This window comes from Corynebacterium pelargi (assembly GCF_014635485.1).
GTDB lineage: Bacteria > Actinomycetota > Actinomycetes > Mycobacteriales > Mycobacteriaceae > Corynebacterium > Corynebacterium pelargi.
Window position 1 is genome coordinate 487,932 of sequence record NZ_BMCX01000001.1, and the last position, 15,237, is coordinate 503,168.

The window sequence follows — 15,237 nt, forward strand, 5'->3', positions numbered from 1 at the left end:
AACAACGTTCTTTTGACACTCACACCAGAAAGTGTCAAGGCTAGCACCTGCTGTGCTCATTTCGATCTCACCACGCATTAACGCGCCTCCAGCACCAATTGGCCTTCTGGCGGCGGAGAAAGCGGCACATTATCACGATTGAGCAGCCAGGAAGCGATGTCGTGGAACAGAGGCGCTGCGGATTGTCCGCCCTCACCGTGTACTCCTCGTTGAGGCTGATCCAGCATGATCGCCACCACATAGCGGGGATTATCCGCCGGCGCGATACCTGCGAAGGTGATCCAATAACGCGAATTAGAGTACGCGCCGGTGTTGGGATCAACCTGCTGGGCAGTACCGGTCTTACCTGAGACTTGGTAGCCATCAATCGCCGCCTGCGGGCCAGTACCCTGCTGCACGCCAGTGGGGTCGCTTTGGGCTACTGAGCGGAACATGTCGCGAACGGTACGAGCCGTCGCCGGTGAGACAACCTGAACCTTTTCCGGCTCGGGCTGTTCCACGACAGACCCAGAAGCGTCTTCGACATGATCGACGATCCGCGGTTCAATGCGTTCGCCATCATTAGCAATGGCCTGATACACCCCGGCCATTTGCAGCAGCGTCCACGACATGCCCTGCCCGATGGGCAGGTTGGCAAAAGTACCGCCGGACCACTGCGAAAGGTTGGGCAAAAGGCCAGCCGATTCGCTCGGAAGCTCAATGCCGGTGGTTTGGCCAATGCCAAACTTCAGCAACAGATCATTAAAGCGCTGCTCCCCGAGACGTTGGGCAAGCATCAACGTGCCCACATTTGAAGACTTACCAAACACACCAGTAGTGGTATAAGGCGCAACGTCGTGAACCCATGCGTCACGGACATTCACCCCGGCCATATCGATGCTGCCTGGAACCTGCAGCACTTCATCTGGGGTGGTTTTCTTATCTTCAATTGCACCGGCAGCGGTAATCACCTTCGCCACAGATCCCGGCTCAAATGGTGCAGAAATGGTGGTGTTGGCAAATGTTTTGCCACGTTCAAGCTGCTTTTCAATGTCCCCATTGGGATTGATGGTGGCCGAATTGGCCATGGCCATCACTTTGGCTGTTTTGGCATCCAGGACCACCGCGGAGGCACTCTTTGCACCTGAATTAGCCACAGCTTGCTCTACTTGCTGCTGCACATAAGTTTGCAGATCCAGATCAAGGCTGAGGTGTACCTTGGCGCCATTGGTGGCTGGGATTTCATCACGCATGGTGCCAGGAATCACCACGCCATCGGGTGAGACGTCGAAGGTCTTCCTGCCATCCACTCCGGCCAAGATGCCGTCATTGGAAGCCTCGAAGCCGAATTGGCCTTCTCCATCTTGGCTAATCTTGCCAATCACATTTTCCGCGATGGCCCCATTGGGGTACTGCCGAATGCTTTGCATATCGGCGGCAATGCCATGGAAGTCTTTGGCGATTTGCTCGGCTACGTCCGGATCAACGTTGCGCACCAACACCTGGTAGGTGGAGTCAGACTTGAGTTTGTTCAGAATGTCTTTTTCGCTGACTTCAGCATTCGACGCCCCGGCTTGCTCAATCGCACGAGGAATTTCACGGGCATAGCGCTCGATCTCCTCTTTTACCTTCGCATCGAGGCGTTCATCGCGCTCGGATTCTTTCAGGTCGTAGTAATCACTCGACTCTTGAAGTTGGAAATCTGCAAGCGTGCGTAGCTCTTTGCGCAGCACCACCGGAGAAGTCGTCAGCGAACGCGCCTGCATGGTGTAAGCGAGCTGCTGGCCACGAACATCCGAAATCTCACCGCGGCGCGCGGGATCAACATAAATGCGTGTGCGCTGTTGCGAGGCCTTCTCACTGAGGTCAGGGCCCCAAACAAGCTGCACCCAGCCCAACCTGGCGGTGAGCACAACAGCCAAGGTCACGCCGATGGTGACGGCCAGCTTCAGGCGTCGACGCAACACATCGCGTTGCCCGCGCCCTTGAGGCTTACGGGTATTCATTTCACGACGAAGAGCGGCCTCATGCTCGGCCGCTCCTGAGTGCTGTGGGCGATCACCCGAACGCGCGTTTCGGGAATAGCGCCCGCCGCGGGGGTCGTTCGAGTAGCGATCCACTATCGAGCCTCACCTCTTGTCTCGGCTGCGGGCGGCGCCGCCGGTGCGGGTGCCTGCGGAGCCTGCCCAGGGTACGGCGCAAGCGTAGCGCCATTTGGTGCAGTATTGCCGGAACGTGGCGCAGTTTGGTTCGGAACAGGATTGAGCTGACCGTTGAGCTCGTCAGTTTTTGCAGGATTACTCGAAGCAGCCCTCGAGCGGATCGCATCGCCGTTGATATCCACAATCGGGCGGGTCAAATCTGATGCGGGGCGCTGCTCAACCACGTTGCCTTCCGGATCAGTTGCCAACACGCCGGGTTGATCGGGAACCACTAAGTTCATTTCGGCGGCCTTTTTAGCCAGCTCGGCGGTGGAGCTGGCATTGGCTACATCGCGGTGCAGCGTTTCGATTTGATTGCCCAGCGTGGATTCCGTTGCGCGGAGTTCTTGCAATTTAAACGACTGCGCGGTGGTCATGCCCGATAGCCCCATGGCGATGCCAACACCAATGACCAACACCAAGGTCAAGGTGATGACGAAGCGAACCAGGCCGCGGTCGGCCTTCTTTTGTTCGATTCGACGCCCACGATAGGAAAACACCTGCTGCGAGCCGGGCTTGTGCTGGAAGCGACGGCGCTGCGGTGTTGGTTGCGGGCTACGAACCCGACGAGTGGGCGCATCCATCACGGAGGCATGCGTGCTGAAGTCGCGGGAGGTGTGGCTCGACTGGCGGCGCGTGCCTTGCGTCATCGTCATGATGGGCTCCTGAATGGGGCTGGAAAGTTTGGTGTTTTGGAATTCTTATCGGGCTTCTACTGCTCTGACGCGAACAGAAGCGGCTCTTGGGTTGTCTTGTATTTCTTGCTCAGAAGCCTGTTCAGCTCCTCGGGTAATGAGCGAGAATTTCGCTTCATGCCCCGGCAGCTCCATCGGCAATCCTGGCGGTGAGCTGGAGGTAGTGATCTCTTTGAAGAAGCGCTTGACCAGCTTGTCTTCTAAAGATTGATAGGACATAAACACCGCCCTACCTCCACTGGCGAGACGGTTGCACACTGCTGGCAGGGCCTGCTCGATGCTTTCAAGCTCTTTGTTCACCTCGATGCGCAGCGCTTGGAATGTGCGCTTCGCCGGGTGCCCACCGCTTCTCCTCGCTGCTGCGGGGATGGTGGCGTACAGCAATTCCACTAAACGAGCAGAGCTATCAAATGGCTCCTTCTCGCGCTCACGAATCACGGCACTGGCGATCTTGCCGGCGAAGCGTTCCTCGCCGTAGACCTTGAGCACTCGGGCAAGTTCCCCATGGCTATACGTATTCAGCACCGTCGCTGCGGTCAGCGAGGTCGCTGGATCCATGCGCATGTCCAATGGAGCGTCGACACGGTAAGCAAAGCCGCGTTCTTCTTCGTCGAGTTGCATGGAAGAGACACCGAGATCGAAAAGGGCTCCACCGAAGCCATGCTCGAGCGCAAGGCAGGCCGCGGGCTGCTCATCGGCGGCGGCCTCAGCCAGGGGCTGCTCGAATTGATCAAAACGACAGTGCAGCGCTAGGAAGCGATCACCGAAAGGGGCAAGGCGCGCGCGGGCGTCGACAAGCGAACGGCTATCACGGTCGAGGCCGATCACGTGTGCTTGAGGAAAGCGCTCTAAGAAGTATTCGCTATGGCCTCCGGCGCCAAGGGTGCCGTCGAGGATGACGGCACGCTCGCCCATTGCCTCGATGGGTTTGGCAAGCAGGTCGCCCATGCGATTGCGCATGACAGGAATGTGACCGTGGTGCGTTTCGGGGTGCGCCATGTCGATCCTGCCTTTTGCGTTGGTGTCGATGTTGTGGATTGCAGCGATTGCAGTGTGTGCAGTGTGCTTTGGGGTGTACACAGATCCCCACCCGGGGGCGCTCTGATATCGGGGAAGTACACCAGAGCGCGCCCCGAGCGGAGGTCCTACGTACACTCCTTGGGCACTGTTTAGATCAGATCGCCAAGAAACTCGCCTTCAGCAGCAGCGAATGCCGCCTCGGTTTGCTCCTGGTAGGCGCTCCATGCCTCTGCATCCCAGATTTCGAGGAAGTCCACCGAGCCGATCACGACGCATTCCTTGCTCAACCCCGCGTATTCACGGTGCGCGGCCGATAGCGTGATGCGCCCTTGACCGTCCGGGCGTTGCTCGTCAGCACTGGCGGCAAGGTTACGAATAAAGGCGCGTGCCTCCGGATTGGTTCGCGATACGGCCGCTGCTTTGCGGGCACGTGCCGCGAATTCCTCGCGGGGGTACACAGCAAGACTGTGGTCTTGCCCCTTCGTCACCATCAAGCCACCTGCTAAGTCTTCACGGAACTTCGCCGGGAGCGTGAGGCGACCTTTGTCGTCGAGTTTTGGGGTGTAGGTACCAAGAAACATGCTGGTCACCTACCTCCCTCAGGCTCTACAACTCCAGTCTGTTCTCCGTTTCACACCAGCCACATCGCTATCGCTAGTGATCCACTGTCGCCCACCTTACCCCACTTTCCCCCACAAACAACAGGAGCAACACTCAAAATAGAAAAAAGACGCTCAACTAATACCCTTCTAACAGGCATAATAGCCAAGCAATCGAGTGGGGACTACGCACCCATACCCGCCACGCAGTACCCAAAAATCAGCGTTGATTCGATCCCACAACAGCCACAATGGTTTGTTATTACCTCTATAACGCGCTTAAACCACACACTCCTAAGCCTCAGTGGAGCAAAGTGGGGAAATCTTGGCGCGCTTTAAGCTCGGGTGGGTGAATGTGGGGAATGAGGGGATCGAGGCTTCGCACGCCCCGATAACGGCCCTCCAGCCGCATCCCCCAGAAGGCCTGCAGGCACCTAGGTCTCGTGTGAGGCAAATGAAAAAGCCACAGCCAGGATTTGGCTGCGGCATGACCCTCAAGGTGCGGGTCTTGAGTTAGTTTTCGAAGCGACGCTCGTTAGTTCTCGAAGCGACGCTTGAAGTTTTCTTCCATCTTGCTGGCGAAGCCACCTTGGCTCTTGGCCGGCTTTGCCTTTACTTTCTTGGAGGTCTTCGCTGCCGGAGCGCCGCCACCGCCACGAAGCATCCAAATGGCACCACCAAACATGACGAGGAATCCCACCACGCTCAGCGCGACGAACATGAGGTTGGACTGCGCCAATGCCATGCCACCGACCAGCATGACCAAGCCAATCACCACGATGGCGATACCGCGAAGCGAGAAGTGCCCGATACCGCCATTACCCTCGCGGGCAACCGAACGGCCAAACTTCGGATCCTCAGCCATCAAGGAACGCTCGATCTCATACAGGGCGCGCTGTTCCTGCTCTGAAAGTGCCACCTTTTGCCTCCGGTTGATCTCTTAGGGGTGCTGCTCAGCACGCTGCCATTGCCGATGTTTTTGCAAGCTAACAGGCAAATTGTCGCAATAACTTCAGCGCGCTAAGGGGCTTTCACTTCAATATAACGCCCAGCGTAGCGTTAAAGTTCCGCGCTCCCACACTTTTTGTACGCCCGCGAGCGAAAAACTTTCTCTCCCCGAAGCCGCCAGAAGACATTTTCCAAGCAAGCGAACTGTCACCTTGGGCTTTTAAGCAGTTCTCTTTCTTCTAGGCCTTTCCTTTTTAGGCCGCCATGGGAGCTGCGCCATCGATAGCTTGAGCAAAGTCCTCGACTAGCGACATCAGTGCGCGAACCTTCGCTGCATCGACATCAACCTCGAGCCCCATTGATGCCCGTGCGCGAAGGGTGGACCAGGGGTGAAACTCTCGAGCCCAAGCCTGACCGGCTTCGCCGCTGAGTTCCAACTGAGCCCAAACGCCTTGAGGCTTGCGCACCCGGCGAGCAATTGGGGTTTGGGAAACCCACGCCCCCGCCACACGGAGTGCTGCACGGTAGGCATATTCCAAAGCCACAGTGATGTCTCCGCGTTCGAGCATCGCGACGGCTTCACGCTGCAGCATTGCCGATTGATGTAGCAACTGGCCAGCCTTACCGGGACGCTGATATCCGGTGGTGGCAGAAACAACGGTATTCATGGTGCCGCTCCTTTTCATCCCTGCAGAACTGACGCTTTCTGCACGCTTTGATTGACCCAAACTCTAGAAAACAACCTCCAAGCCGCTCATCAACAGTATAGAACAGTCGTTCGATTTTCGAAAGTGGTTGAGAAAAATTTTTCGCCCCACTTCCACCAGCTCACGCACATCTCGGGCATATAGCATCACCTGTTAAGCCAGGGGTTGCGTGAGCAAATAGCAAGTCATGGGCAAATCACGAAAAGCCCCAGGTGTCATCGCTGCACCTATCGCTTCACGGCCTCCTCCCCCGCGGGTGAAACCCCTGAGATGCCGAGGGCAAAACTGCACCCACAACAACAAGAAACGTGATTGCATAGTGGGGTGAGTTATTCCATCCTCGATCTCCCTCCGGCAGCTTTTTCCACCCACGCTCCGGCGCTGGTCGACCTGTATATCGAGGCGATGGGATACGAAGCTTCTCTGCGCACCCGAGCCATTCATTCCTGGCGATCAGCAGTAATGGAAGCAGGCTTCGTAGCTGCGTGCGCATTACGCGGCGAGGAGCTTCTTGGCGTGACCTACGGTTTTATTGGCAGGCCAGAACATTGGTGGTACCGGCAGATCAGCCAAGGCATTCGCCGTCAGCACCCTGGTTCCCACCCCACAGAAGCTCCGGCACTATGGCTTCGCAATTACTTTGAGCTCGCAGAAATCCACGTGCATCCCCGCGCCCAAGGCAAAGGGATTGGCAGGGCGCTGTTGCAGCACCTACTCAATCAGGTTCACACCCCAAACATCTTGTTATCCACCCCGGAAGTGCCTCAGGAGCGCAGCGCTGCCTTTCACCTGTATCGCTCCGTGGGGTTTGAAGATGTACTGCGTAATTTCTACTTCCTTGGAGATCCCCGCCCCTTCGCGGTACTGCGCGCCCCGAGCCAGGTAACGCAGTAACCGCAATTCCCCCTACAAAAAGCGCAGCGCTATCAGCACAGCACGTGGCCGCTTGTTGCTCTACCGCAAAGCGTCGTGGCCGAGCTCTGTGCCCCACGCCGGCGCCATGCCCAAGTTATGCAGGACCTCCTGGGTGGCACGGGCGAAGTTCATCGTCATAAAGTGCACGTCCGGCACGCCTTCCCGAATGAGGCGGTCGACCATCTGGGTGGTGATCTCGATGCCCACCTTGCGCACTTCATCGGCACCAGTGATCTTGGCTCGCTCGTCTGCTTCGAGCAGTTGGCGTCGAAGCGAATCCGGCAGCGTAGCACCGGATAGCTCAATCTGGCGTTTCACGGAGCGAATACTGGTAATCGGCATCACGCCCGGGATAATCGGCTTGGCTCCCTGCTCCGGGTCACACGCAACGAGACGATCACGAAGACGCAAGAAGTAGTCCGCGTCGAAGAACATCTGGGTGATGGAAAATTCCGCCCCGGCGCGCAGTTTACGCACAGTCATCTCGGTGTCGTGCTCTAGGGAAGGACTGCGGAAATGCCCTTCAGGAAACGTCGCAATGCCAACCTCAAAGTGCTTGGTTTCTTCCAGAGATCGCACCATCTCAATGAGGTCGCTGGCATATTCAAGGCCCCCTTCGGTTTTCTCCCACGGCCCCAAAGGATCTGCGCCCGGAGGGTCGCCTCGAAGGGCTAAGAGGTTGGAAAGGCCGGCATCTGCATAATCACGCAGGATCTGCTGGAGTTCCTCCACGGTGTGATTGACCAAGGTGAGGTGCACCAGGGTGGTCAAGGGGTGCTGGGCTAGCTTTTTTGCCACACGCAGGGTGCGCTCGCGGCTCGATCCACCAGCCCCGTACGTCACGGAGACGAAGGCGGCACCGAGATCGTGGAAATCTACGGCAGCATTCCAGAGCCGTTGCTCAGCAGCATCATCGCGCGGGGGCATGAACTCCACTGAAAAAGGCACAAGCCCCGGAGGGGTGTCGGCAATGACGTCGGTGATAGGCCGCTGATAGCGAGCATGAATGCTAGGCATGGGTGCAAAGTGTAGAAGATTTATGCTTGGCGATACTAAGCAATCCGCCCGATGGCGGTATTTTTATTCACGCTGCACCCCCACGAACCCACTGCGTTTCGCCGGGCGTGAGGATCGCGGCTTCATAGCAATTTCTGATGGCGCTAAGACCAACCTTTGGAGGTGGCACAAAGGCCGCGATTCAGATCTGGCATAGGCTAGTAACAGTTACGCACTCGCACTTATTGATCCCCTCTTTGGAAAGTTGATGCACAGCAATGACCCAAGGCCCTGCTCAGCACAGCGAACTCATGGATCTTCCGGTTCTTGTCACGGAAGTAGAAGCAACACTCAAGCGCTTTTTTGAGCAACGCGAACCAGAGATCGCACGCATCGGCGAACCAGCGGCTTTGGCCGTGGACTTCTTAAAAGATCTCGTGTTTAGCGGCGGCAAGCGAATTCGTCCCGCCTACGCGCTCGCCGGCTTCTACGCCGCAGGTGGTGAAATTGGCGATGGCGATAATGCCCTCGACGCCAAGGCAGTGCTACAGATGGTCAGCGCTTTGGAGCTGATCCAGGCCTGCGCCCTCGCCCACGACGACGTGATTGATGCCTCCGACACCCGGCGTGGCCAACCAACGGTGCACCGTGCCGCAGAACACCACCACGCCAACCACCACTGGCTCGGCGATGCAGCACACTTTGGCGAATCCGTTGCGATTTTGGCGGGCGATCTGGCTCTGGTGTGGGCCGACGATATGTTTTTAACCGCGAAAGTGCCGATGGACAAGATCGTTGCAGCCATCGAACCGTGGCGCGCCATGCGTACCGAAGTCATCGGTGGACAACTGCTGGATATTTTCCTGGAATCAGAAGGCAGTGAGAGCCTGCAACTGGCGGAAAACGTCAATCGTTTCAAATCAGCGGCCTACACCATCGAACGCCCCCTGCACATCGGCGCCGCGATCGCCCAAGGCTCCCCCGAGCTGATTAAGGAACTACGCGAATACGGCCGGGACATCGGCATCGCCTTCCAGCTTCGCGACGACCTGCTCGGCGTTTTTGGCGATCCCGAGGTCACCGGAAAGCCCGCAGGTGATGATCTGCGCGAAGGAAAACGAACGGTCTTGGTCACCCGAGCCATCGAATTGGCCCTCGAGCAAGGACGCAATGATTGGGCAGCCCAGATCCGTGAGCAAGTCGGCACCATTGAAGACCCAGAAGACATTGCCCAGTTGGCCTCGCTGATTCGCCAGACCGGCGCTGTGGAAGAAGTCGAACGAAGGATTGAACAGCTCACCGACGCCGGTATTGCCAACCTCGAACGAGTACGCGCCTTAGGCGTCTCCGATGAGGCCATGGATATGCTGTACCGCCTCACGCAGCTAGCCACTTCAAGAAAATCCTAAGACGCATTCCAGCAGCACTAAAAGAGAGACCATGGCCGAGTTCACCACCCGTCGCTTCGATGCATTCAACCCCACACTGTTGGGGCTTTTTGGCTCGATCCTGATGTTCTTTGGATCCTTCGGTGGCGGCGCCATCAGGCACCGTGGCGGCGCGCTGGAGGCTTTAGGCCTTGAATTTTTGAGTTATGGCCACGGCGCAGGCTTTTCCAATATCACGTTGTGGGTTGGTACGGCCCTGCTGCTTTTTGCCTGGTTCCTCACCGGCAGGCTCGTCGCCAGAGGTTCGCTGCGCAGCACAGACCTGCTTCGAATCATCACGATTTGGGTGCTGCCCTTAGTGTTCGCTGCCCCGATCATGTCGCGCGATATCTACTCATATCTCATGCAGGGGGCGTTGCTTCGCGATGGCTTCGACCCCTATACCCAGGGCGCCTCCGCAAACCCCGGGCCGCTGCTGTATGAGGTTTCCCACGACTGGCGCAACACCACCACCCCCTATGGCCCGCTGCACCTTTGGCTCGGCAAGATCATCACGAGCCTGTTCCCCGGCAGCATCGCCGCCGAAATCGCACTATTCAAACTCGCCTCGGTGGCAGGCTTCGCCGCGATCGCCTGGTCGGTTCCGCGCATCGCCACCATCCTGGGCGCAGACCCTGCCTACGCTTTGTGGATTGGTGTTGCGAATCCGGTGATGGTGTTCCACCTCATCGGCGGCATGCACAACGAGGCCATCATGGTCGGATGCGTAAGCCTCGGGCTGCTCGCGGTGCTGCGAGGCCACTTTTATCCAGGTGTAGCGATCATCGCCATCGGCATGTCGCTGAAAGCCACCGCAGCAATCGCCCTGCCATTTGCCGTGTGGATCGTGGTGTCCCAGCAACCAGCGGCGAAACGTTGGACCACGTTTATACGCACCGCGGTATTAGGCGCATTGATCACCATCGGCATTTTGGCCCTGGTCACTTGGCTTTCTGGCGCATCCTGGGGCTGGATTGCAGCACTGACGGGCAATACCAAGGTGATCAACCCCCTCGCACTGCCATCGCTGATTACTGGCGCGATCGCCAGCGTGGGCGGGCTCGTGATCGAGCCTTTCCCCTATAACGCGGTGCTGGCGGTGGTACGCAGCCTCTCCATGGTGGGCATGCTCATCGGTTTGGTCTTTACCTGGTGGCATTTCCGCAAAACGCCGAGCGATGCCATCCGCGGCACCGCGGCGGCCTACACGGTGGCGTTTGTATTTAACGCAGTGACCTTGCCTTGGTATTACGCCAGCGTGTTATCGCTAGTGGGCACCTTCCGCAGCCCCCGCTGGCTTCGCGGTTTAAGCATCGGTGCCTCGATTGTGGTTGCCATGGCATTTACCGGCAGCGGCAACCACCAGCTTTATAACCCAGTGTGGATGGTGCTGCTGTTGATTGTGGCGTGGTGGATGACAAGCCACATTCTCAAACTCGAGCGAGACACTACAGCGCGGCGGCTTGAGCCCTGCGCATAACTTCGCGCGCAAGGTGCCCGTGGAGGGCATCAACTGGGCGACCAGGTAGGGAATCATCCTCTTCAAAGAGGTATTTGAAGATTTCCTCATCGGAGTAGCCGCCGTCGGCAAGCAAAGCAATGCAGCCAGGAACAAACTTGTTGGTGGTGCCCTTGGCGCTTAAGAATGCCTCGGGGATCATTTTCACGCCGTCTTTGACCACGTAAATCAGCTTGTGCTCGCCAATGAGGTCATGCACGCGGGTAACGGGAATGCCAAGTCGCTCCGCATACTCGGGTACAGAGAGCAAGGGCTCTTCAGGGCTTAACACGGTCCAGGAAACTTGTTTCGAACTCACCTAGCCAAATCTAGCCGTTACAGGCTCCAAATCCACGTTTTCGCTACGGCAAGTTCATTACGATGGGGCAACAGTTCCGACCCAGGTTCGCAATGCCAAAGCATCATCATCCATACTATTAGCTATGGCAGAGCTTAAAGCAGGTGATCTTTTAGAGAACCGATACCGGATCGAAGCGCCCATCGCCAAGGGCGGCATGTCCACGGTGTACCGCTGCCTCGATGTGCGCCTTGGGCGCCTGGTAGCCGCCAAGGTCATGCACGAGCGCTATTTAGACGACCCGGTATTTCGCCAGCGTTTCCAGCGTGAAGCACGTTCCATGGCGCAGCTTAGCCACCCATGCCTCGTTGGGGTGTACGACTTCTCAGCCGATGGCGACGAAGTATTCCTGGTCATGGAATTGATCACGGGCGGCACCTTGCGGGAATTGCTCGCAGAACGCGGGCCTATGCCACCTCATGCCGCCGTTGCCGTGATGCGCCAGGTGCTCACCGGTTTAGCTGTTGCCCACGAGGCGGGGATGATCCACCGAGATCTCAAGCCCGACAATGTGTTAATCCACAGCGATCACAGCGTAAAGCTGGCAGATTTCGGCCTCGTGCGAGCCGCCTCCGCAGCCCAGGCCACCAGTGCTCAAATCGTTGGCACGGTCAGCTACCTTTCGCCTGAGCAGGTATCCGGTGAAGAACTCACGCCCGCCAGCGATGTGTATTCAGCAGGCATCGTGCTGTTCGAGCTTCTTACCGGCACCACACCTTTTGATGGCAGCTCCCAAATCGCTCACGCCTATGCCCGTTTGGACCAGGACGTTCCAGCACCGAGTAGTCGTATCGCTGGGGTTCCTCCGCTTATCGACGAGCTCGTCGGCACCGCAACGACGCGGTATCCAGAAGAGCGTTTTGCCGATGCCGAGGAGTTCTTGCACGCCTTAGAAGACGTGGCTCAAGAGCTTGCACTGCCGGCCTTCCAAGTTCCCGTGCCGCTGAATGCAGCAGCTCATCGCGCATCGGAATCCATGGTGGCCCCGATTGGCCCTACTGATTTGCTCACCACCAATATCCCCCGCGAGCAAGACGCCACCGAGGTATTCGGTACCGAAGTCATTGGAGAGGATTCCTCTGGAAAGCCCGAGGGCGCCACGGAGATTATCGGCGGTGCACCTGCCCACAATCCCAATGAAACGCAGGCGCTGTTTCCTGACTATCAGGAACCCGACGGCCATGATGATGAACCCAAGGCGCCTGAGACCACGGCGATGCCACCGGTGGCGGCACCAACGCCTGCCTACTCCCCTGCCGCCTCCTACCCGGCGCCTCAGCAGCCGGTTGCAAGGCCAGAGGAGTATCAGCATCAGGCGCCCCAGGTTCAGCAGCACGCCCAGGAGTACGTCAAGCCAGCAAGCAACCGCTCTGGTTGGAAGTTCGCCATTTGGATGATTGTGGTTGCCTTGTTCACCGGCGCCATCGCTATTGGTGCGTGGTGGTTCGGCTCAGGACGATATGGGGAGATTCCCCAAGTCTTGGGCTTAGACCAAGTGGAAGCCACCGCCATGATCGAAGATGCGGGGTTTAGCAGCAGAGTTGAACAAGAGTATTCCAATGAACCCGCAGATCAAGTGATAGGGACCCGGCCAGAGGTCGGGTCCAAGGCCGTTAAAGGCAACAACATCACCTTATTGGTCTCTCAAGGCCAGCCCACGGTGCCAGAGGTGCCACCGAGTCGCACCGTGGATGATCTCACCGCCGCGCTGAAACAGGTAACGCTATCAGTGGCGTCGCAGCAACAGGAATACGACAATGCCATTCCGGTGGGCCAAGTCATTGGAACAGACCCACAAGCAGGCACCGTAGTACCGGCGAATAGCCAGGTAAGGGTGAAAATCTCTAAAGGTCCTGCACCGGTGAAAATTCCCAGCGTGCGAGGCGATAGTGCTGAACAGGCCCGTAAAAAGCTTGAAGAGGCCGGTTTGCGTGTCACTGAGGCCGAAGAGTTCAACGGCGACGAGGAAGCCGGCGATGCATTCGCTACCGAGCCTCCCGCCGGCACCGCGGTACCTCGCGACTCCACCGTGACGCTGAAGATCTCCACCGCAATCAAAATTCCCGATGTCGAGGGGCTCTCTCAGCACGAGGCCGAGCAAGTCTTAGCCGATGCTGGAGTGGTTGTCACCGAGGTGAGCCGTTCAGATAGCTATAGCGGTAAGCGCCCAGACGAGGTAGCTCGAGTATGGCCATCGCCCGGCACCCTGGTTGATCCGGCTACAGCTCAAGTGCGCATGGAATTGGTTGGCGAGGTCAAGATTCCAAACGTCTTAAATAAAAAGCTTGGCGATGCTATTCAGATGCTCGAAGATGCAGGCTTTAAGGTCGAGGCAAGCTCAGGCAATAATGCCGCGCGAGTTTATTCTCAAAGCCCGCGAGGCGGTAGCGCCCCACCCGGCAGCACCATCACCTTAAAAGTCATCGGTGGTTAAGACACAGCAAACGCCGCGCAGCCTAGAAATCTAGGAGCGCGGCGTTTGTTGGTTTTGGGTTCGCCCTATTTAGTTACGCAGCATTTCTGCAACCAAGAAGGCCAATTCCAAAGACTGCTGGGTGTTCAAGCGAGGGTCGCAGGCAGACTCATAGCGGCCGGGCAGATCAACATCGGTGATGTCCTCGGCGCCACCAAGGCACTCGGTGACGTTTTCGCCGGTGAATTCGATGTGAATACCACCAGGGTGCGTGCCCAAAGCGCGGTGTACCTCGAAGAAGCCCTGAACCTCATCGATCACCTTGTCAAAGTGACGGGTCTTGTACCCATTCGAAGCGGTATGGGTGTTCCCGTGCATTGGGTCAGACTGCCAAATCACCTTGTGGCCGGAGTTTTCCACTGCAGCAATGATGCCCGGCAAGACGCTACGAATCTTGTCGTGGCCCATCCTTGCCACCATGGTCAAGCGGCCGGGCTCGAAGTTGGGGTCGAGCTTGTCGGCGTAGGCCACAGCTTCTTCCGGAGTACAGGTCGGGCCGATCTTGATGCCCACGGGGTTAGCGATCAAGGCAGCGAAGTTCACGTGGAAATCTTCGATGCCGCGGGTGCGCTCACCAATCCAGAGCTGGTGGGCGGAGAGATCGTAGAGCTCTGTCTCGCCTTCGTCGTTTTGTGCGAGGCGAAGCATGGCGCGCTCATAGTCCACGACCAAGGCCTCGTGCGAGCAGAAGATATCTGCTGCACGCAGGGTGTCATCGTGGACGCCACAAGCGTTCATGAAGTCCAAACCGCGCTCAATTTCTTGAGCCAGTGCCTCATAGCGAGCACCCGCTGGCGATTGCGCTACGAATTCACGGTTCCACTCGGTCAGGCGGGAAAGATCCGCAGTACCGGAAGCCGTGAGTGCTCGCACCAGGTTCATGGCGGCGGAGGAGTTTGCGTAGGCACGAATCATACGAGCTGGGTCGTGGCGTCGCGCTTCTTCAGTGGCGTCGACACCATTGACCAGGTCGCCGCGGTAGTTCGGCAGACCATTGCCATCAAGGTCAGAGGAACGCGGCTTTGCGTACTGGCCAGCGATACGAGACATCTTCACCACTGGGGTGGATGCGCCGTAGGTGAGCACCACAGCCATTTGGAGCAGCGTTTTCACATTGGCGCGAATGTGTGGCTCTGTGTTCGACTCAAAAGTCTCAGCACAATCTCCGCCTTGCAGTAAAAATGCTTTGCCATTGGCGACGTCGGCAAGCTGCTCTTTGAGCTTACGGATCTCCGGTGCAACGACCACTGGGGGCACGGATTCAAGAATTTTGCGCACGTTATCGGCCATGTGGCGATCCCAAGAGGGCTGCTGCTTGGCATCGCGGGCGACGACGTCTTCAAAGCGCTGCTGCAATCCATCAGGCAACGGTGGCAGATCGGGAAGCACGTCTTTGGGGATATCAACTGTCCAACTCACAC

General features: G+C 57.8%; 12 protein-coding genes and 1 pseudogene. 4 read left to right on the plus strand and 9 right to left on the minus strand.

Features of this window, described 5'->3' with window-relative positions; all coding sequences use genetic code 11:
- Positions 1–77 precede the first annotated feature (77 nt).
- The 6 genes from IEU99_RS02195 to IEU99_RS02220 all read right to left on the minus strand — a co-directional run bounded on the left by IEU99_RS02195 (position 78) and on the right by IEU99_RS02220 (position 6,110).
- Complete coding sequence (locus tag IEU99_RS02195; RefSeq protein WP_128890799.1) at positions 78–1,985, minus strand: peptidoglycan D,D-transpeptidase FtsI family protein; 1,908 nt, start codon at positions 1,983–1,985, stop codon at positions 78–80.
- A 113-nt stretch (positions 1,986–2,098) separates the two neighbouring features.
- A complete protein-coding gene (ftsL, locus tag IEU99_RS02200; protein ID WP_229718339.1) occupies positions 2,099–2,836 on the minus strand; it encodes a cell division protein FtsL in 738 nt (245 codons plus the stop codon).
- 45 nt (positions 2,837–2,881) lie between these two features.
- Complete coding sequence (rsmH, locus tag IEU99_RS02205) at positions 2,882–3,874, minus strand: 16S rRNA (cytosine(1402)-N(4))-methyltransferase RsmH (RefSeq protein ID WP_128889526.1); 993 nt, start codon at positions 3,872–3,874, stop codon at positions 2,882–2,884.
- 170 nt (positions 3,875–4,044) lie between these two features.
- A complete protein-coding gene (gene mraZ / locus IEU99_RS02210; protein ID WP_123959905.1) occupies positions 4,045–4,476 on the minus strand; it encodes a division/cell wall cluster transcriptional repressor MraZ in 432 nt (143 codons plus the stop codon).
- Positions 4,477–5,029: 553 nt separating this feature from the next.
- Positions 5,030–5,413 (minus strand): DUF3040 domain-containing protein, encoded by a 384-nt coding sequence (locus IEU99_RS02215; protein WP_128889525.1) that lies wholly within the window; start codon positions 5,411–5,413, stop codon positions 5,030–5,032.
- Between the two features lie 283 nt (positions 5,414–5,696).
- A complete protein-coding gene (locus IEU99_RS02220; RefSeq protein ID WP_128889524.1) occupies positions 5,697–6,110 on the minus strand; it encodes an SAV_6107 family HEPN domain-containing protein in 414 nt (137 codons plus the stop codon).
- 363 nt (positions 6,111–6,473) lie between these two features.
- Between IEU99_RS02220 and IEU99_RS02225 the strand changes: the two genes are divergently transcribed.
- Positions 6,474–7,043 (plus strand): GNAT family N-acetyltransferase, encoded by a 570-nt coding sequence (locus IEU99_RS02225; RefSeq protein ID WP_229718340.1) that lies wholly within the window; start codon positions 6,474–6,476, stop codon positions 7,041–7,043.
- A gap of 60 nt (positions 7,044–7,103) precedes the next feature.
- On the opposite strand, the gene metF is transcribed toward IEU99_RS02225, so the two are convergent.
- A complete protein-coding gene (gene metF / locus IEU99_RS02230; RefSeq protein WP_128889523.1) occupies positions 7,104–8,081 on the minus strand; it encodes a methylenetetrahydrofolate reductase [NAD(P)H] in 978 nt (325 codons plus the stop codon).
- A gap of 257 nt (positions 8,082–8,338) precedes the next feature.
- Here metF and IEU99_RS02235 point away from each other — a divergent pair, with 257 nt between their 5' ends.
- Positions 8,339–9,469, plus strand: a complete 1,131-nt coding sequence (locus IEU99_RS02235) for a polyprenyl synthetase family protein (protein WP_128889522.1) — start codon at positions 8,339–8,341, stop codon at positions 9,467–9,469.
- Between the two features lie 16 nt (positions 9,470–9,485).
- Positions 9,486–10,967 (plus strand): annotated as a pseudogene (locus IEU99_RS02240) (alpha-(1->6)-mannopyranosyltransferase A); the annotation flags it as partial.
- On the opposite strand, the gene IEU99_RS02245 reads toward IEU99_RS02240, so the two are convergent.
- Positions 10,936–11,304, minus strand: a complete 369-nt coding sequence (locus IEU99_RS02245) for an Rv2175c family DNA-binding protein (RefSeq protein ID WP_164931147.1) — start codon at positions 11,302–11,304, stop codon at positions 10,936–10,938. The pseudogene IEU99_RS02240 and the gene IEU99_RS02245 overlap by 32 nt on opposite strands.
- A gap of 124 nt (positions 11,305–11,428) precedes the next feature.
- On the opposite strand from IEU99_RS02245, the gene IEU99_RS02250 reads away from it, so the two are divergent.
- On the plus strand, positions 11,429–13,777 hold the full coding sequence (locus IEU99_RS02250; RefSeq protein WP_128889520.1) for a PASTA domain-containing protein: 2,349 nt from the start codon (positions 11,429–11,431) through the stop codon (positions 13,775–13,777).
- A gap of 69 nt (positions 13,778–13,846) precedes the next feature.
- Here IEU99_RS02250 and IEU99_RS02255 read toward each other — a convergent pair whose 3' ends face one another.
- Entirely contained in the window at positions 13,847–15,235 is a 1,389-nt protein-coding gene (locus IEU99_RS02255) for a class II 3-deoxy-7-phosphoheptulonate synthase (protein ID WP_164931146.1), read from the minus strand.
- Positions 15,236–15,237 lie beyond the last annotated feature (2 nt).